Genomic DNA, 16282 nt, shown 5'->3' on the forward strand with positions numbered 1-16282 from the left:
CTGCGGGTCGCTCATTCGAAGGCAGCCTTTATAGTCCGTGAATTCAAGAGGTTCTCAAGCCATGTTGCTGATGATCGATAACTACGACTCTTTTACCTACAACGTTGTGCAATACCTCGGTGAGCTAGGCTCCCAGGTCAAAGTCGTGCGCAACGATGAACTGACCGTTGCCGAAATCGAAGCCCTCAACCCTGAGCGCATCGTTGTGTCGCCCGGTCCTTGCACGCCGACCGAAGCGGGCGTCTCGATTGACGTCATCAAGCATTTCGCCGGCAAACTGCCGATTCTCGGCGTGTGCCTGGGTCATCAATCCATCGGCCAGGCCTTCGGCGGCGATGTGGTTCGTGCCCGCCAGGTGATGCACGGCAAGACCAGCCCGGTGTTCCACGAGGACAAAGGTGTCTTCGAAGGCCTGAACCATCCGCTGACCGTCACGCGTTATCACTCGCTGATCGTCAAGCGCGAAACCTTGCCGGACTGCCTGGAGCTGACCGCCTGGACTCAGCTTGAAGACGGTTCGGTCGACGAAATCATGGGCCTGCGCCACAAGACGCTGAACATCGAAGGTGTGCAGTTCCACCCTGAGTCTATCCTGACCGAACAGGGCCACGAGCTGTTCGCCAACTTCCTCAAACAAACCGGCGGCACGCGCTAAGGACTTCCCATGAATATCAAGACAGCCCTCAGCCGTATCGTCGATCAACTCGACCTCAGCACCGATGAAATGCGCGATGTGATGCGCGAGATCATGACCGGTCAATGCACGGACGCGCAGATCGGCGCGTTCATGATGGCCATGCGCATGAAGAGCGAAAGCATCGACGAGATCGTCGGCGCCGTGTCGGTCATGCGCGAGCTGGCGGACAAGGTCGAACTGAAGACCCTCGACGGCGTGGTTGATGTGGTCGGCACCGGCGGCGATGGGGCGAACATTTTCAACGTCTCGACGGCTTCTTCCTTTGTGGTGGCAGCCGCCGGTTGCACTGTGGCCAAGCACGGTAACCGTGCGGTCTCGGGTAAAAGCGGCAGCGCCGATCTGCTGGAGGCGGCGGGCATCTATCTGAACCTGACGCCGGTTCAGGTGGCGCGTTGCATCGACAACGTCGGCATCGGTTTCATGTTTGCCCAGACTCATCACAAAGCCATGAAATACGCCGCCGGCCCGCGCAAGGATCTTGGTCTGCGTACCCTGTTCAATATGCTCGGCCCGCTTACGAATCCGGCTGGCGTGAAACATCAGGTGGTGGGCGTGTTCAGCCAGGCGTTGTGCCGGCCATTGGCCGAAGTCTTGCAACGTCTGGGCAGCAAGCATGTGCTGGTGGTGAACTCGAAAGACGGCCTGGACGAATTCAGTCTGGCTGCGCCGACCTACGTGGCGGAATTGAAGAATGATCAGATTACCGAGTATTGGGTCGAGCCGGAAGATTTGGGCATGAAGAGCCAGAGCCTGCACGGCCTGGCGGTGGAAAGCCCGGCCGCTTCGCTTGAGCTTATTCGCGATGCCCTGGGCAAGCGCAAGACCGAGAGCGGTCAGAAAGCTGCCGAGATGATCGTGCTCAATGCCGGTGCTGCACTCTATGCCGCCGACCTGGCGACCAGTTTGAAAGAAGGCGTTGCCCTGGCGCACGATGCGCTGCACACAGGCCTCGCTCGGGAAAAACTTGAGGAGTTGGGTGCATTTACCGCGGTATTCAAAGTGGAGAATGAGGGATGAGTGTACCGACGGTTCTGGAAAACATTCTGGCGCGCAAAGTCCAGGAAGTCGCCGAGCGTAGCGCTCGTGTGAGCCTGGCCGAGCTGGAAAGTCTGGCCAAGGCGGCCGATGCACCCCGTGGTTTTGCCAAGGCATTGCTGGCGCAGGCCAAGCTAAAGCAGCCAGCGGTCATTGCTGAAATCAAGAAAGCTTCGCCGAGCAAAGGCGTGATTCGCGAGAACTTCGTTCCTGCCGATATCGCCAGGAGCTACGAGAAGGGCGGCGCGACCTGCCTGTCGGTGCTGACCGATATCGATTATTTCCAGGGCGCAGATGCGTATCTGCAACAGGCCCGGGCGGCGTGCAAACTGCCGGTGATCCGCAAGGATTTCATGATCGACCCGTATCAGATCGTCGAAGCCCGTGCATTGGGCGCCGACTGCGTGCTGTTGATCGTCTCCGCACTGGACGACGTGAAAATGGCCGAGCTGGCGGCGGTGGCAAAAAGCGTTGGCCTCGACGTGCTGGTGGAAGTCCATGACGGCGACGAACTGGAGCGGGCCTTGAAAACCCTCGACACGCCGCTGGTCGGCGTGAACAACCGCAACCTGCACACCTTCGAAGTCAGCCTCGAAACCACTCTCGACCTGTTGCCGCGGATTCCGCGTGACCGTTTGGTGATCACTGAAAGCGGCATCCTCAATCGGGCCGATGTCGAACTGATGGAAATCAGCGACGTGTATGCGTTCCTGGTCGGCGAAGCGTTCATGCGCGCCGAAAGCCCGGGCACCGAGCTTCAGCGCCTGTTCTTCCCGGAGCGTGGTGTTCCGGTCAGCGGTTCTACACTCGACTGAGTGCAGATAGAAAAACCTTGGTGTCCCCATTCGCGAGCAAGCCCGCTCCCACATTTGAAATGCATTCCAATGTGGGAGCGGGCTTGCTCGCGAAGAGGCTCTCAAAATTCCCCAAAGACCTTAGGTCTTAAGGAGTTGTTCATGTTCAAGCCTACCTCACTGACTGTCGAAGCGGGTTTGCTCGCCGAACAGGACCTGCTGGCCCATGTTTGCACCAGCGACGCCGAGTTTGGCCTGTTGTTCTGGCAGCCAAGCGATCGCGCACTGGTCATGCCACGCCGCTTGAATCGCCTGCCCGGTTTCGATCACGCTTGCGAAGTCTCCGCCGCTGCCGGTTGGCCTGTGCTGTTGCGTGAAACCGGTGGCGAGCCCGTGCCGCAATCGGCCTCGACCATCAACATCGCACTGGTCTACGCGCCGCCGCGTAGCGAGGGCGACCAGAACCGCATCGAAACCGCCTATCGCCGACTTTGCGATCCGATCTGTCAGTTGCTGGATGAACTGGGCGGCGTTTCGTCCCTGGGCGAAATCGACGGCGCATTTTGCGATGGCCGTTTCAACGTCAATCTCGACGGTCGCAAGATGGTCGGCACCGCCCAGCGCTGGCGCCAGAGCAAGGGCGGCACGCGCCCGGTCGGATTGGTGCACGGTGCGTTGTTGCTGGATAACGAGCGCGAATCAATGGTCGCGGCGGTCAATCGCTTCAATGAGGCGTGCGGCCTGGAGCAACGGGTCCGTGCCGAAAGCCACATCGCGCTCCATGAGAAGTTCGCCGCACCTGACGCATTGGCACGGCTCGATGCACTCTATCGCCAGTTGCTGGCAGACATGTTCAAGGCTTAGCGCGTCCCGAAGACCACCATGGTCTTGCCTTTGACGTCCACCAGGTTGCGTTCTTCCAGATCTTTAAGGACGCGACCGACCATCTCCCGGGAACACCCGACAATCCGCCCGATTTCCTGACGGGTCACCTTGATCTGCATGCCATCGGGGTGGGTCATCGCATCGGGCTGTTTGCACAATTCCAGCAGGCAACGGGCAACGCGGCCTGTCACGTCGAAGAATGCGAGGTCTCCGACTTTGCGCGTGGTGTTGCGCAGGCGTTGTGCGATTTGTCCGCTAAGTACGTAAAGAATGTCCGGGTCTTGCTGGGACAGCTCGCGGAATTTGGCGTAGCTGATTTCCGCGACTTCGCACTCGATCTTGGCGCGCACCCAGGCGCTGCGTTCCTGTTCGAGACCGGCCTGTTCAAACAGACCCAACTCGCCGAAGAAGTCCCCGGAGTTCAGGTAGGCAATGATCATCTCACGGCCGTCATCATCCTCGATCAGGATGGTGACCGAGCCTTTGATGATGAAGAACAGCGTCTCCGAGCGGTCGCCGGCGCAAATGATATTGCTCTTGGCCGCATAGCGACGGCGCTGGCAATGCATCAACAGTTTGTCGAGGTTCTTGATCTTGGGTGTAGGGGCAATAGCAACCATGGTTGTATCCCGGAAAGACTGCACGGTGTGTTTGGTTTTTTTATGAGGCACTGAGGTTGCTACAAAGCTGGCAATGCGCCAGCGAATTGGCGCCAGCTTAACAGACACTTCCTGCAATATTCGAGATTTTACCTACAAAGCAAAAGGTTCTGTCCTAGGACGGCGAGCGCTGTCAATCCAGGGCCCTGTGCTAAGCTGGCGACCCTTTTTTATACAGTGGAGTCTTGGCGATGAAGGCACGCATCCAATGGGCTGGCGAAGCCATGTTCCTCGGCGAATCCGGTAGCGGTCATGTCGTGGTCATGGACGGTCCGCCCGATGCCGGTGGTCGTAACCTGGGTGTCCGGCCGATGGAAATGCTCCTGCTGGGTGTCGGCGGTTGCAGCAATTTCGACGTGGTCAGCATTCTCAAGAAGTCCCGTCAGGCCGTCGAAAGCTGCGAAGCCTTCCTCGAAGCCGAGCGCGCGACCGAGGACCCGAAGGTCTTCACCAAGATCCACATGCACTTCGTGGTCAAGGGCCGTGGGCTGAAAGAAGCCCAGGTCAAGCGCGCCATCGAGCTGTCTGCCGAGAAGTATTGCTCGGCCTCGATCATGCTCGGCGCGGCGGGTGTCGCGATTACCCACGACTACGAAATCATCGAACTCGGTTGATTCGACATTCAACTATCATAAAAGCGGTGCAGACTCTGGCGATCCCAAGCTGACGTCTGCATAATGCGCCACTTTTTTCAGGGTAGTGGTCCGTCAACCGACAGGCCGCTCGCCCGAACAGACAACCAAAATCGCCATCGCGAAGAGGTGTTAACCGTCCTACGCAGGTGCGTCGTTCGCATCTGACGGGCATGCTTGATCACGCGGCCCGGGCCGCAATACATAGAGAGTTTTTAACGGTGAAAAGCAAACTCAAGCTCCACGGGTTCAATAACCTGACAAAGACCTTGAGCTTCAACATCTATGACATCTGCTACGCGGAAACCCCGCAAGACCAGCAGGCTTACGTCGAGTACATCAATGAAGAGTACAACGCGAAACGCCTGACGCAGATCCTCACGGAAGTTGTCGATATCATTGGTGCCAACATCCTGAACATTGCCAGTCAGGACTACGACCCACAAGGCGCCAGCGTCACGATTCTGATCTCTGAAGAGCCGGTGACCCCGACCGACAGCCAGATCGAAGAGTCTCCGGGCCCGTTGCCCGAAATCATCCTGGCCCACCTCGACAAGAGCCACATCACGGTGCACACCTACCCGGAAATCCATCCGGACGACGGTATTGCGACCTTCCGTGTGGACATTGACGTGTCGACCTGTGGCGTCATTTCACCGCTTAAAGCGCTCAACTTCCTGATTCACCAGTTCGATTCGGACATCGTGACCGTGGATTATCGTGTGCGCGGTTTCACCCGTGACGTCGAAGGCAACAAGCACTTCATCGATCACGAGATCAACTCGATCCAGAACTACCTGTCCGAAGACACCCGCGACGCGTACCAGATGACCGACGTGAACGTGTACCAGGAAAACCTGTTCCACACCAAAATGCTGTTGAAGAACTTCGAACTGGATAACTACCTGTTCGGCGACGCGACCAACAACCTGTCCCCTGAGCAACGCGCCCAAGTGACGGATCGTGTGAAACACGAAATGCTCGAAATCTTCTACGCACGCAACATGCCGACCTAAGATTCTCGCGAGCACAAAAAAAGGCGACTCCCTCACGGCAGTCGCCTTTTTTGTTTCTTGCCCTTGTAGGAACAAGCTTGCTCGCGATGGACGTTAACGATAACGCGTGTTTTCTGGATAAACGCGTTGCCCTCCGGTTTATCGCGAGCAGGCTCGCTCCTACAAAAAACCTGAAATCAGATCCGATAAGTACTCTTGGTCATCACCTTGGCCATCAAGCTCATCCCGAACTTCACCGGCGCCGGAAAACGAAAGCCCCCAGCCTCCAGCGCACTTTCGGCATGTTGCTCTTCATCAACACGCATCTGCTCAAGAATCGCCCGGGACTTTTCGTCCTCGGCCGGCAGTTGCTCAAGGTGTTCGTTCAAGTGCTTGCACACCTGATGCTCGGTAGCCGCAACGAAACCCAGGCTGACCTTGTCGCTGATCAACCCGGCCACCGCACCAATCCCGAACGACATGCCGTAGAACAGCGGATTGAGAATGCTGGTATGGCTGCCCAACTGCTTGATGCGTTGCTCGCACCAGACCAGATGGTCGATTTCTTCTTCAGCAGCATGTTCCATGGCGGCGCGCACCTGCGGCAACTTGGCGGTCAGTGCCTGCCCTTGATACAGCGCCTGGGCGCAGACTTCGCCGGTATGGTTGATGCGCATCAGACCGGCGACGTGCCGGGTGTCTTCGTCGCTCATTTGCGTTTCCGGCTGCACGATCGCAGGGGACGGACGGTACGGCTGGCCGCTGAAGGGCAGCAGGGTACGCATCGCGGCATCGGCTTGCAGCAGAAGACGGTCAATGGGCGAGTAGTGACGTTGGGTAGTCATGCTGATCTCCGGGAGGAATCTCGGCGGCCAGTTTAACCCAATCGGCCGGGGAAGGTTTGCGCTGGGTCATTGCGACGCAGGCTGCAACTGTAGGAGCCGGCTTGCTGGCGATGGCGGTCTCGATGACGCCATCGCCAGCAAGCCGGCTCCTACGAGGGCGGGGAGGCAATCAACCCGGCGGCCAGTGCATCTGACGCTGACCCAGCACATGCATATGAATGTGGTAGACAGTCTGCCCACCTTCTTCATTGCAGTTCATGACAACGCGAAAACCTTTTTCGCAGCCCAGTTCCAGTGCCAGACGCTGGGCAGTGAACAGAATATGCCCGGCCAATGCCTTGTCGTCCTCGGTGAGGTCGTTCAAGGTGCGCACCGGTTTCTTCGGGATCACCAGAAAATGCACCGGTGCCTGCGGGGCGATGTCGTGGAAGGCCAGTACCTGGTCGTCCTCGTAAATGATCTTCGCCGGGATTTCCCGGTTGATGATCTTGGTGAACAGAGTATCCACAGCTGTTTTCTCCGTTGTTTGGGCTGGCCTGAGTGTACTCATGGGTGATCCCCGAGCCCAGCCTTTTGCCTTGAAGCCAGGTCAGCGCGGGCAATAGGCCTTGTTGACCATGCCAGTGATGGTCCTGATCAGCCAGCGTGAGCCGAGCCGTGGCAGGAAAGCGAACCAGCGGTTCAGCCGGCCCGGAATAATAATGGCGCGATTCTTATCCAGAGCCCGCACGGTATAGAGCGCGACTTCCTCCGGACTCATCAGCAGTTTGCTGTCGACCAGTTTGTCGCTGTTCAGTTGTGCGGTGCGGAAAAACGCGGTGCGGGTCGGGCCGGGGCAGAGTACGGAAACCTTGACTGCGCATTTCTTCAGCTCGACGCGCAACCCTTCGGAAAAGTGCAGCACATAGGCTTTGCTGGCGTAGTAAGTGCTCATCCACGGGCCGGGATGGAACGCTGCAACCGAGGCGACGTTCAAAATCTGCCCGCCGCCTTGTAAGGCCATGCTGTTGCCGATGGCATGGCACAGGCGAGTGAGGGCCAGAATGTTCACTTCGATCAGGTCTTGTTCGGTCATCCAGTCCTGCGCCAGAAACGGGCCGCAGGTGCCGATGCCGGCGCAGTTCACCAGCAAGTCGATCTGCCGGTCGCCTTCTTCCAGTTCCAGCAGAAATCCGGACAGGCGCAGCGGCTCGCCGAGGTCGCAGGCGCGGAACAACACCTCCACGCCAAAACGTTGGGTCAGTTCAATTGCAATACTTTCCAGCTGATCACGCTGTCGGGCCACCAGAATCAGGCTGCGGCCACGGCGGGCCAGCGCTTCGGCCATCGCCAGGCCGATGCCGCTGGAAGCGCCAGTGATCAGAGCGTAACGGGTCATGCAGTTCTCCATCGCAACAGCTCCGCGCCTGCGACGCAGGTGTCACGGGCGGGGAGCGCTGTTCATTCTTTCGCAGAGTCTACAGGGGCCGGGCTTATTGGGCTTCCTCGTCTGCGCTATCCGGCACTTCTTCAGCCTCTGCGGCGGGCTCGACTTCCACTTCTTCGGTGGTTAGTGAGCTGCTGTCATAACTGAGTCCGGCAGCGTCTTCGTACTCTTGCTGGATCGCACTGAAAGCGCCGGCCAATACACCGACAAAGACGATGGCAATGAATACCACCCACAGCGAAGACAGCACTTTGACTGCCGTGGTGTTTGGCGGTGGTGGTGGGCCGTAGCGATTGGCGATGGTGTTGCCCGGCACACACATGATCACAAACGGAAAGAAGCTGCCCACGAACGGCACGAGATTGAGCAGCCAGAGCCAGCCGGACCAGCCGATGTCGTGCAGGCGCTGAACGCTGATCTGAATGCTGACGACCGCGATGGCGATGCACAGGAGCACCACCACCAGGCCGCCGACAATCAGGCCTGCGGTCGAATCGCTGGCGATCAGGGCGATGGCGAAAATGGCGACGACCGATCCGACGCCGAGCATGACCAGCGTCAGCACCATGGTCCAGGCCAGATAGCGCAAACGGCCGATGCGTCCTTCGACGCCAAAAGGCTTGAGCGTGCCGAACGGCGGCAGGTTTTCGCCGACCCTGGCCTGAGGTGGTGCGTACGGCGACTCCGGTTCTGCGAACGCGGGTTTACTGCTGGCGGGGGCGTGGTGGTGTGCGTCGGCCAGGTTCAGTTCAATCGAGGGCTCGGCTTCGATGCGGGCGTTGATGCCGGTTTTCGTCAGCGCCTGAAGGTAGGTTTGCGCGTCAGTTTGCGACAGGCCTTGCTTGAGCGTAACAGCCTGTCCGTTGAACAGCCGTTCGACGGCTGCCACTTCGCTTTTGTACAACGCCGCCAGATTGAGTTTGGCGGTGGTGAGGTCGATCCCCGGCAGCAGAGCGCCGTCGAATACGATCTTGAAACGGTTGTCGCTCATTGCGAGGCATCCTTGTCGCGAGTGTTTGAATAGTTAGAGAGTTGCGAGCCCGGAGTGTAAGGCCAGTCGAGGATGACTGGCCAAATTTCCTGCTAACGCGGCCAGCGTTTCGGCAGTTGTGCTGCCAGCTCCAGCGCCTGGCGGTATTCAGCGTCCAGCCGGGCGACCAATTGATCCACACTCGGCAAATCGTCGATCTCACCGACGCCCTGGCCGGCGGACCACACGGTTTTCCAGGCCTTGGCTTCATCGCTCAATGGCTTGAGTTTGGAGCCGAAGTTGACCTCGCCTTTGTTTTGCAACGCCGCCATATCGAAACCGGCCGCTTCCAGGCTTTGGCGCATGAAGCTCGCCGGAACACCCGACACCGCTGGAGTATGGATGATGTCTGCCGCTCTGGATGTCAGCAGCATCTCCTTGTAGGCCTCAGGCGCATTGCTTTCGGTGGTGCCGATAAATCGCGTACCGAAGTAGGCCAGGTCCGCACCGAGCAATTGTGCCGCGAGTATCTCGTGACCGTGATTGAGGCAGCCGGCCAGCAACAGCGTCTTGTCGAAGAACTGGCGGATCTCGGCAATCAGCGAAAACGGGCTCCAGGTACCCGCATGTCCACCGGCGCCTGCGGCAACGGCGATCAAGCCATCTACGCCAGCCTCCGCTGCTTTCTCTGCGTGGCGACGAGTCGTTACGTCATGGAACACCAGGCCGCCGTAGCCGTGGACTGCGTCGACCAGTTCTTTAACGGCGCCAAGGCTGGTGATCACGATCGGTACCTTGTGCTCGATGCAGATCTCCAGGTCCGCTTGCAGGCGCGGGTTACTGTTGTGGACGATCAGGTTCACGGCGTAAGGCGCCGGGTTTTCCAGTGTCGCCAACCCTGCTTCGATCTCTTCCAGCCAGGCCTTGAAGCCGCTGCTCTCACGCTGGTTCAGCGCGGGGAAGCTGCCGACCACGCCATTACGGCAGCAGGCGAGTACCAGTTGCGGGTTGGAAATCAGGAACATCGGCGCAGCCACCACGGGCAGACGCAAACGTTGTTCGAGCAAAGCGGGCAGCGACATTGGAAGTACCCCGGTGAGTGATGCCGATTGAAGTTAGAACGGCCGAACGACGACCAGAATTACGATAGCCAGCAATATCAGAACAGGCACTTCATTGAACCAGCGATAAAAGACATGGCTGCGGGTGTTTTCGCCACGGGCAAATCGTTTCACCTGTGCGCCGCACATGTGGTGGTAGCCGATCAGGATCACCACCAGCGTCAATTTGGCGTGAATCCAGGCACCTTGGCTGAATATGCCTGGGTTCAGCCCAATCAGCGCAATGCCGAAAACCAGCGTGGCGATCATCGCCGGGCCCATGATGCCGCGATACAGCTTGCGCTCCATCAGGCTGAAGCGTTCCTTGCTGACGGTGTCTTCGCTTTGGGCGTGATAGACGAACAGGCGCGGCAAGTAAAACAGGCCGGCAAACCAGCAGACCATGCTGATGATATGAAGCGCTTTGAGCCACAGATAAAGCATTTTTAGTTATTCCCAGGTTCACGGTAGCGAAGATAGTAGAGGGTAGAGCGTCCGCACGTCACCTTGACGGTTGTCGCAGGGCGATACGGGCCCTATTATCGACGGCTTTCCAGTGGGTTCGTTGAGGGCAGGTTTATGGTCAAGGTCGGTATCGTCGGCGGCACGGGTTACACCGGTGTCGAACTGCTGCGTCTGTTGGCACAGCATCCGCAGGCAGAAGTGGTGGTGATCACTTCCCGATCCGAGGCCGGTCTGGCCGTGGCTGATATGTATCCGAACCTGCGCGGCCATTACGACGGCCTGGCGTTCAGCGTTCCGGACATCAAGACCCTGGGCGCCTGCGACGTGGTGTTCTTCGCCACGCCTCACGGTGTCGCCCATGCGCTGGCCGGTGAACTGCTGGCGGCCGGAACCAAGGTCATCGACCTGTCGGCGGACTTCCGTCTGCAAGATGCCGATGAGTGGGCCAAGTGGTACGGCCAGCCGCACGGTGCGCCGCAGCTGCTGGAAGAAGCGGTCTACGGCTTGCCGGAAGTCAATCGCGAGCAGATCAAGCAGGCTCGCCTGATCGCCGTACCGGGCTGCTATCCAACGGCTACGCAATTGGGTTTCCTGCCATTGCTCGAAGCCGGTCTGGCCGATACCACGCGCTTGATCGCTGACTGCAAATCCGGCGTCAGCGGTGCCGGTCGTGGTGCTGCCGTAGGTTCGCTGTACGCCGAGACGTCGGAAAGCATGAAGGCCTACGCCGTGAAAGGTCACCGTCACTTGCCGGAAATTCGCCAGGGTCTGCGCCGTGCTGCAGGAAAGGATGTCGGCCTGACCTTCGTTCCGCACCTGACGCCGATGATTCGCGGCATTCACTCGACGCTCTACGCGACGGTCGTGGATCGTTCGGTGGATCTGCAGGCGCTGTTTGAAAAGCGTTATGCCAACGAGCCGTTCGTTGATGTGATGCCAGCAGGCAGCCACCCGGAAACTCGCAGCGTGCGCGGCGCCAACGTCTGCCGCATCGCCGTGCATCGTCCTCAGGACGGTGACCTGGTGGTGGTGTTGTCGGTCATCGATAACCTGGTAAAAGGTGCGTCGGGTCAGGCGGTGCAGAACCTGAACATCCTGTTCGGTCTGGATGAGCGTCTGGGCTTGTCGCACGCCGGCATGCTGCCGTAAGGCTTCAGCCCGCTCAGCAAAAAGGCCCGTTGAACGGGCCTTTTTGCGTTTCGAACCGGCAATCGGGTTTATTGATATACCGTAACAATAGTTGACCGCTTTTCTAGGAGAAGCGGATAATGCGCGTCATCACGCATTATGGCGGCGTAACGCCGGGAGATAGTCAGCATGAGCGTCGAATCCTTCACCCCCACGGCTTTGCAATTTACCCACGGTGCCGCGCACAAGGTGAAGAGCCTGGTCGATGAAGAGGGGAATGATCGCTTGAAGCTGCGCGTATTCGTTACGGGCGGCGGTTGTTCAGGTTTTCAGTACGGCTTCACCTTCGATGAAGAAGTGGCCGATGACGACACCATCGTCGAGCGCGAGGGCGTGAGCCTGGTCGTCGATCCGATGAGCTTCCAGTACCTGGCAGGCGCCGAGGTGGATTATCAGGAAGGTCTGGAAGGTTCGCGTTTCGTGATCAAGAACCCGAATGCCAGCACCACGTGTGGTTGCGGCTCTTCGTTCTCGATCTGATCGCGATTCACCGCATTACAAACGCCGCATGGCCTCAGGGCTCTGCGGCGTTTTGCTGTCTGGCGTTCAGGCCGGGTAGATGGCGCCGAGTACGCGCAGGCCGCGAGCGCCGGTGACGCTTGGGCGATTGGCCGCGATGCCTTCCAGGCAGCAATGAGCCAGCCAGGCGAAGGCCATGGCTTCGACCCAGTCCGGGTCAACGCCATGAGTGGCGGTGCTGCTGACGTTCGCGTTTGGCAGCAGGGCGGCCAGGCGCTTCATCAGCGTGGCGTTGTGCGCACCGCCGCCGCAGACCAGCAACTCTCGGGTATCCGCCTGGGCGCTTTGCAATGATTCGACGATGGTCAGCGCGGTCAGCTCAAGCAGCGTTGCTTGCACGTCCTCGGCGGCGAAGGTCGGCAAATGCGAAAGATGCTGTGTCAGCCATGGCAGATTGAACACTTCACGGCCGGTGCTCTTCGGGCCTTTGGTCACGAAGAACGGATCACTGAGTAGCGCTTTCAACAGAACAGGCTCGACTTGGCCGCTGGCTGCCCATTGGCCGTCACGATCAAAGTTTTCGCCGCGTTGCTGATGAATCCACGCGTCCAGTAGTACGTTCCCGGGGCCGCAGTCGAAACCGGCTACGGGTTGGCCGGGTTCGATCAGGCTGAGGTTGCTGAAACCGCCGACGTTCAATACTGCGCGGTTGCCTGCCTGTTTTTCAAACAGCGCTTCGTGAAACGCTGGCACCAGTGGTGCGCCTTGCCCGCCGGCTGCAACGTCGCGACTGCGGAAGTCACTGACCACGGTGATGCCGGTCAGCTCGGTCAGCAGGGCAGGGTTGCCGATCTGTACCGTGAAGCCGCGAGCCGGTTCGTGGCGAATGGTCTGGCCATGGCTGCCAATCGCGCGAATGTCTTCGGGTTTCAGGTTTTGTTGGTCAAGAAGGGTGCGAATGCCCTGCGCCGCCAGAGTCACCCAGTTTTGCTGGGCAATGGCGGAGCGGGCAATCTCGTCCGGGCCGCTGGCGCACAAGCCAAGCAGCTCGGTGCGCAGGGAGTCAGGCATGGGAATGTAATGCGTGGCGATCAGTTTGATCGCCGGGTTCAACTCAATCAGCGCGATGTCCAGGCCATCGAGACTGGTTCCGGACATCACACCTATATAGAGCGTCATGGCTTAGCGCTTGCTCGAAGCCAGTTGGGTAGATTTCTCTTGGTCCATACGCGCCATCAGAGGCTGACTCTGCGCGAGGAAGCGTGCCCGTTCTGCTTTGGAAATTGGATCGGCCATCGCCACTTTTTGGCCCAGCGGATCGACGTGCACACCATTGACCTGGAACTCGTAGTGCAGATGCGGTCCGGTGGACAGGCCGGTAGTGCCGATATAGCCAATCACTTGACCCTGCTTGACGGAGCTGCCGGTCTGCACGCCTTTCGCAAAGCCCTGCATATGGCCGTACAGCGTGCGATAAGTGTTGCCGTGCTGGATGATCACGGTATTGCCATAACCACCGCGACGGCCGGCCAACAACACCTTGCCGTCACCGGCCGCCTTGATTGGCGTGCCGCGCGGAGCTGCGTAGTCGACGCCTTTGTGAGCGCGGATCTTGTTCAGGATCGGGTGTTTGCGGCCCATGGAGAATTTCGAGCTGATGCGGGCAAAGTCTACCGGGGTGCGGATAAACGCCTTGCGCATGCTGTTGCCGTCAGCAGTGTAATAGCTGCTGTTGCCTTGTTTGTTGGTGTAACGCACGGCGGTGTAGGTCTTGCCGCGGTTGGTGAATCGCGCGGAAAGGATCGGGCCATTGCCGACAGCCTTGCCGTTGACGACTTTCTGTTCGTAGATCACGTCGAACTCGTCACCTTGGCGAATATCCTGGGCGAAGTCGACGTCATAGCCAAACACGCTGGCCATGTCCATGGTCAGGCTGTGGGACAGGCCGGCGCGCGCGGCGGACTGCGACAACGAGCTGTTGATCACGCCGTGAACGTAGGCGGAGCGCACGGTAGGCTTGGCGGTGATGCGGTTGAACACATAACCCTTGTCATTCTTGGTCAGGGTGATGCTTTCGAGGTCGCTGACCTTGCTGTGCAGGTTGGTCAGCTGGCCTTCGGGGTTCAGTTCGAATTCGAGTTTCTGGCCATGTTTGAGTTGGCTGAATTGCTTGGCCTGCTTGTCGCTGGCCAGCACTTCATGCACGGAAGTGGCTGGAAGACCGACTTTCTCGAACAGCGTGGAGAGCGTATCGCCTTTGGCGACGATCACTTCCCTGTGATTGGGCCCCTTCTTTTCTTCGACAACCGGCGCGGGTTTGGCCTGGGCAGTTTGCTGGGGCTCTTCGGTGCTGTCTTCGATCTGCGCGAAAGGGGAAGTTACCGGCTCATTTGTGGCTTGGGCGACGTCGGCAGCGTCTTGATCTTGTGTCAGTTGTTCAGCAGGGCTTTCCAGTTCAAGACTCAGGGTCGTCTTTTTGGCTTCTACATCACTGGAAGGAAATACCAGAAGCGCCAGGCTCAGAAGGGCGGCGATACCACTTGCTGCGAGTAGGTGGGTCTTCGGGTAAAGCGGAGGCGCTTTAGACGATTCTTTGGTCATAGGTAATTTTGACTTTGAAAAAGATGAATTGGAAAAGATGAATGACATGATGAAGATGAAATAACTGTATAAAATATAACCAAATCATCTCTGAAGCAAGTCCGTGGTCACTCTGTCAGCGGATTGGCGTCATTGCGCCGGCCAAACTTTGTATTTGACGCGTGATCTTGTATGGTTGGTTCCCTTTGAATTCGAGCCTTGCGGGTCTGTTATGAAGTCGGTTGAAGAGCAGCTAGCGCTGATCAAACGTGGTGCAGAAGAACTGTTGGTCGAGTCCGAGCTGATCGAAAAGCTCAAGCGTGGCCAGCCGCTGCGTATTAAGGCTGGCTTCGATCCGACCGCGCCGGATTTGCACCTGGGCCACACGGTGCTTATTAATAAGCTGCGTCAGTTCCAGGAACTGGGGCATCAGGTGATCTTCCTTATAGGTGACTTCACCGGGATGATCGGTGATCCGAGCGGCAAGAGCGCTACGCGTCCGCCGCTAACCCGTGAGCAGGTTCTCGAGAATGCCGAGACCTACAAGACCCAGGTTTTCAAGATTCTTGATCCGGCCAAAACCGAGGTGGCGTTCAACTCCACCTGGATGGATCAGATGGGGCCGGCCGACTTCATTCGCCTGACTTCGCAGTACACCGTTGCTCGCATGCTCGAGCGCGACGATTTCGACAAGCGCTACACGACCAATCAGCCAATCGCCATTCATGAGTTCCTCTATCCGCTGGTTCAGGGTTACGACTCGGTCGCCTTGCGCGCGGATGTCGAGTTGGGCGGTACCGATCAGAAGTTCAACCTGCTGATGGGGCGTGAGCTTCAGCGTGGTTATGGGCAGGATCCTCAGTGCATTCTGACCATGCCGTTGCTTGAAGGTCTGGATGGCGTGAAGAAGATGTCCAAATCCTTGGGCAACTACGTCGGTATTCAGGAAGCGCCGGGAGTGATGTACAGCAAGCTGGTTTCGATTCCGGATGCGCTGATGTGGCGTTACTTCGAATTGCTCAGCTTCCGTTCCATGGATGAGATCAATGCGTTCCGCGCCGATGTCGAGGCGGGTGCCAATCCGCGCGACATCAAGATCAAGCTGGCCGAAGAGATCGTTGCGCGCTTCCATGGTGAAGAGGCTGCAGCCAATGCTCACCGTGCAGCGGGCAATCGTATGAAGGATGGCGAGCTGCCGGACGATCTGCCGGAAATCGAATTGACCGCTACTGAAGATATGCCGATCGCTGCTGTCCTTAATAAGGCAGGCCTGGTGAAGAACTCGGCGGTAGCGCGTGATCTGCTGAATTCCGGCGGTGTACGTATAGATGGTGAGGTTGTGGATCGCACCTTTATATACGTGCTGGGCGCGACCCATGTTTGCCAGGCTGGCAAGAAGGCATTTGCGCGTATTTCGCTCAAATCCGAATAAAGCTGGAATTAGGGGTTGACGGCAGATTCTGGAAGTCTATAATTCGCCCCACTTCCGGCGCAGTCGAAACGGAAAACTCCTTGGTAAACAAAGAGTTGCGCGGTTTTCGACAGCGAGTTG

At 58.4% G+C, this 16282-nt stretch carries 17 protein-coding genes and 1 pseudogene; 9 read left to right on the forward strand and 9 right to left on the reverse strand.

The genetic code is table 11. From position 1 onward, the window contains the following. The first annotated feature begins 61 nt into the window (after nucleotides 1-61). From PMI32_RS20300 to PMI32_RS20285, 4 genes are all read left to right on the forward strand, one after another. Nucleotides 62-655 (forward strand): aminodeoxychorismate/anthranilate synthase component II, encoded by a 594-nt coding sequence (locus PMI32_RS20300; protein ID WP_008027095.1) that lies wholly within the window; start codon nucleotides 62-64, stop codon nucleotides 653-655. Between the two features lie 9 nt (nucleotides 656-664). After that, nucleotides 665-1714, forward strand: coding sequence for an anthranilate phosphoribosyltransferase (trpD, locus tag PMI32_RS20295; protein ID WP_008027097.1), 1050 nt, complete (start codon nucleotides 665-667; stop codon nucleotides 1712-1714). Continuing rightward, nucleotides 1711-2547, forward strand: a complete 837-nt coding sequence (trpC, locus tag PMI32_RS20290) for an indole-3-glycerol phosphate synthase TrpC (RefSeq protein ID WP_008027099.1) — start codon at nucleotides 1711-1713, stop codon at nucleotides 2545-2547. The genes trpD and trpC overlap by 4 nt, the downstream gene beginning before the upstream one ends. A 141-nt stretch (nucleotides 2548-2688) precedes the next feature. Continuing rightward, nucleotides 2689-3390, forward strand: a complete 702-nt coding sequence (locus PMI32_RS20285) for a lipoate--protein ligase family protein (RefSeq protein WP_008027101.1) — start codon at nucleotides 2689-2691, stop codon at nucleotides 3388-3390. On the opposite strand, the gene crp is transcribed toward PMI32_RS20285, so the two are convergent. Continuing rightward, complete coding sequence (gene crp / locus PMI32_RS20280; protein ID WP_008027103.1) at nucleotides 3387-4031, reverse strand: cAMP-activated global transcriptional regulator CRP; 645 nt, start codon at nucleotides 4029-4031, stop codon at nucleotides 3387-3389. The two genes, PMI32_RS20285 and crp, sit on opposite strands and share 4 nt — an antisense overlap. A 230-nt stretch (nucleotides 4032-4261) precedes the next feature. Between crp and PMI32_RS20275 the strand changes: the two genes are divergently transcribed. Together PMI32_RS20275 and speD are read left to right on the forward strand one after the other, a co-directional pair. Then, nucleotides 4262-4684 carry an OsmC family protein gene (locus tag PMI32_RS20275; RefSeq protein WP_007941657.1) on the forward strand — a complete coding sequence of 141 codons (423 nt, stop codon included), beginning with the start codon at nucleotides 4262-4264 and terminating at the stop codon, nucleotides 4682-4684. 239 nt (nucleotides 4685-4923) lie between these two features. Then, entirely contained in the window at nucleotides 4924-5718 is a 795-nt protein-coding gene (speD, locus tag PMI32_RS20270) for an adenosylmethionine decarboxylase (protein ID WP_008027106.1), read from the forward strand. 176 nt (nucleotides 5719-5894) lie between these two features. On the opposite strand, the gene coq7 is transcribed toward speD, so the two are convergent. From coq7 to hemJ, 6 genes and pseudogenes are all read right to left on the reverse strand, one after another. After that, nucleotides 5895-6542, reverse strand: coding sequence for a 2-polyprenyl-3-methyl-6-methoxy-1,4-benzoquinone monooxygenase (gene coq7 / locus PMI32_RS20265; RefSeq protein WP_008027108.1), 648 nt, complete (start codon nucleotides 6540-6542; stop codon nucleotides 5895-5897). Between the two features lie 169 nt (nucleotides 6543-6711). Then, on the reverse strand, nucleotides 6712-7050 hold the full coding sequence (locus PMI32_RS20260; protein ID WP_008027110.1) for a histidine triad nucleotide-binding protein: 339 nt from the start codon (nucleotides 7048-7050) through the stop codon (nucleotides 6712-6714). Nucleotides 7051-7131: 81 nt separating this feature from the next. After that, nucleotides 7132-7920: an SDR family NAD(P)-dependent oxidoreductase gene (locus PMI32_RS20255; protein ID WP_032828658.1), complete on the reverse strand. Its 789-nt coding sequence runs from the start codon at nucleotides 7918-7920 to the stop codon at nucleotides 7132-7134. 62 nt (nucleotides 7921-7982) lie between these two features. Beyond that, a pseudogene (locus PMI32_RS20250) lies at nucleotides 7983-8959 on the reverse strand (DUF805 domain-containing protein). Nucleotides 8960-9051: 92 nt separating this feature from the next. Continuing rightward, on the reverse strand, nucleotides 9052-10020 hold the full coding sequence (locus PMI32_RS20245; RefSeq protein ID WP_008027115.1) for an NAD(P)H-dependent flavin oxidoreductase: 969 nt from the start codon (nucleotides 10018-10020) through the stop codon (nucleotides 9052-9054). A 33-nt stretch (nucleotides 10021-10053) separates the two neighbouring features. Then, the gene (gene hemJ, locus PMI32_RS20240; RefSeq protein WP_008027117.1) at nucleotides 10054-10482 is read right to left on the reverse strand and encodes a protoporphyrinogen oxidase HemJ; all 429 of its coding nucleotides are present in this window, start codon (nucleotides 10480-10482) and stop codon (nucleotides 10054-10056) included. Between the two features lie 135 nt (nucleotides 10483-10617). Between hemJ and argC the strand changes: the two genes are divergently transcribed. Together argC and erpA are read left to right on the forward strand one after the other, a co-directional pair. Continuing rightward, the gene (argC, locus tag PMI32_RS20235; RefSeq protein ID WP_008027118.1) at nucleotides 10618-11652 is read left to right on the forward strand and encodes an N-acetyl-gamma-glutamyl-phosphate reductase; all 1035 of its coding nucleotides are present in this window, start codon (nucleotides 10618-10620) and stop codon (nucleotides 11650-11652) included. Nucleotides 11653-11820: 168 nt separating this feature from the next. Continuing rightward, nucleotides 11821-12171 (forward strand): iron-sulfur cluster insertion protein ErpA, encoded by a 351-nt coding sequence (erpA, locus tag PMI32_RS20230; RefSeq protein ID WP_007947969.1) that lies wholly within the window; start codon nucleotides 11821-11823, stop codon nucleotides 12169-12171. Between the two features lie 66 nt (nucleotides 12172-12237). Here the strand turns inward: erpA and PMI32_RS20225 are convergent, their stop codons facing one another. Both PMI32_RS20225 and PMI32_RS20220 read right to left on the reverse strand, forming a co-directional pair. Continuing rightward, on the reverse strand, nucleotides 12238-13329 hold the full coding sequence (locus tag PMI32_RS20225) for an anhydro-N-acetylmuramic acid kinase (RefSeq protein WP_008027120.1): 1092 nt from the start codon (nucleotides 13327-13329) through the stop codon (nucleotides 12238-12240). Between the two features lie 3 nt (nucleotides 13330-13332). Continuing rightward, the gene (locus tag PMI32_RS20220) at nucleotides 13333-14751 is read right to left on the reverse strand and encodes a peptidoglycan DD-metalloendopeptidase family protein (protein WP_008027123.1); all 1419 of its coding nucleotides are present in this window, start codon (nucleotides 14749-14751) and stop codon (nucleotides 13333-13335) included. Nucleotides 14752-14962: 211 nt separating this feature from the next. On the opposite strand from PMI32_RS20220, the gene tyrS reads away from it, so the two are divergent. After that, nucleotides 14963-16162: a tyrosine--tRNA ligase gene (gene tyrS / locus PMI32_RS20215; RefSeq protein WP_008027125.1), complete on the forward strand. Its 1200-nt coding sequence runs from the start codon at nucleotides 14963-14965 to the stop codon at nucleotides 16160-16162. Nucleotides 16163-16282 lie beyond the last annotated feature (120 nt).

The sequence above is a fragment of the Pseudomonas sp. GM60 genome, assembly GCF_000282415.1.
In the GTDB taxonomy this organism is placed as follows: domain Bacteria; phylum Pseudomonadota; class Gammaproteobacteria; order Pseudomonadales; family Pseudomonadaceae; genus Aquipseudomonas; species Aquipseudomonas migulae.

Bases quoted from the DNA above. Each gene is read 5' to 3' on its own strand.
- PMI32_RS20220 (WP_008027123.1), bottom strand. From the start codon at position 14,751: ATGACCAAAGAATCGTCTAAAGCGCCTCCGCTTTACCCGAAGACCCAC.
- crp (WP_008027103.1), bottom strand. From the start codon at position 4,031: ATGGTTGCTATTGCCCCTACACCCAAGATCAAGAACCTCGACAAACTG.
- hemJ (WP_008027117.1), bottom strand. From the start codon at position 10,482: ATGCTTTATCTGTGGCTCAAAGCGCTTCATATCATCAGCATGGTCTGC.
- tyrS (WP_008027125.1), top strand. From the start codon at position 14,963: ATGAAGTCGGTTGAAGAGCAGCTAGCGCTGATCAAACGTGGTGCAGAA.
- trpD (WP_008027097.1), top strand. From the start codon at position 665: ATGAATATCAAGACAGCCCTCAGCCGTATCGTCGATCAACTCGACCTC.
- PMI32_RS20225 (WP_008027120.1), bottom strand. From the start codon at position 13,329: ATGACGCTCTATATAGGTGTGATGTCCGGAACCAGTCTCGATGGCCTG.
- PMI32_RS20300 (WP_008027095.1), top strand. From the start codon at position 62: ATGTTGCTGATGATCGATAACTACGACTCTTTTACCTACAACGTTGTG.
- PMI32_RS20255 (WP_032828658.1), bottom strand. From the start codon at position 7,920: ATGACCCGTTACGCTCTGATCACTGGCGCTTCCAGCGGCATCGGCCTG.
- erpA (WP_007947969.1), top strand. From the start codon at position 11,821: ATGAGCGTCGAATCCTTCACCCCCACGGCTTTGCAATTTACCCACGGT.
- argC (WP_008027118.1), top strand. From the start codon at position 10,618: ATGGTCAAGGTCGGTATCGTCGGCGGCACGGGTTACACCGGTGTCGAA.
- PMI32_RS20245 (WP_008027115.1), bottom strand. From the start codon at position 10,020: ATGTCGCTGCCCGCTTTGCTCGAACAACGTTTGCGTCTGCCCGTGGTG.
- trpC (WP_008027099.1), top strand. From the start codon at position 1,711: ATGAGTGTACCGACGGTTCTGGAAAACATTCTGGCGCGCAAAGTCCAG.
- PMI32_RS20275 (WP_007941657.1), top strand. From the start codon at position 4,262: ATGAAGGCACGCATCCAATGGGCTGGCGAAGCCATGTTCCTCGGCGAA.
- PMI32_RS20285 (WP_008027101.1), top strand. From the start codon at position 2,689: ATGTTCAAGCCTACCTCACTGACTGTCGAAGCGGGTTTGCTCGCCGAA.
- coq7 (WP_008027108.1), bottom strand. From the start codon at position 6,542: ATGACTACCCAACGTCACTACTCGCCCATTGACCGTCTTCTGCTGCAA.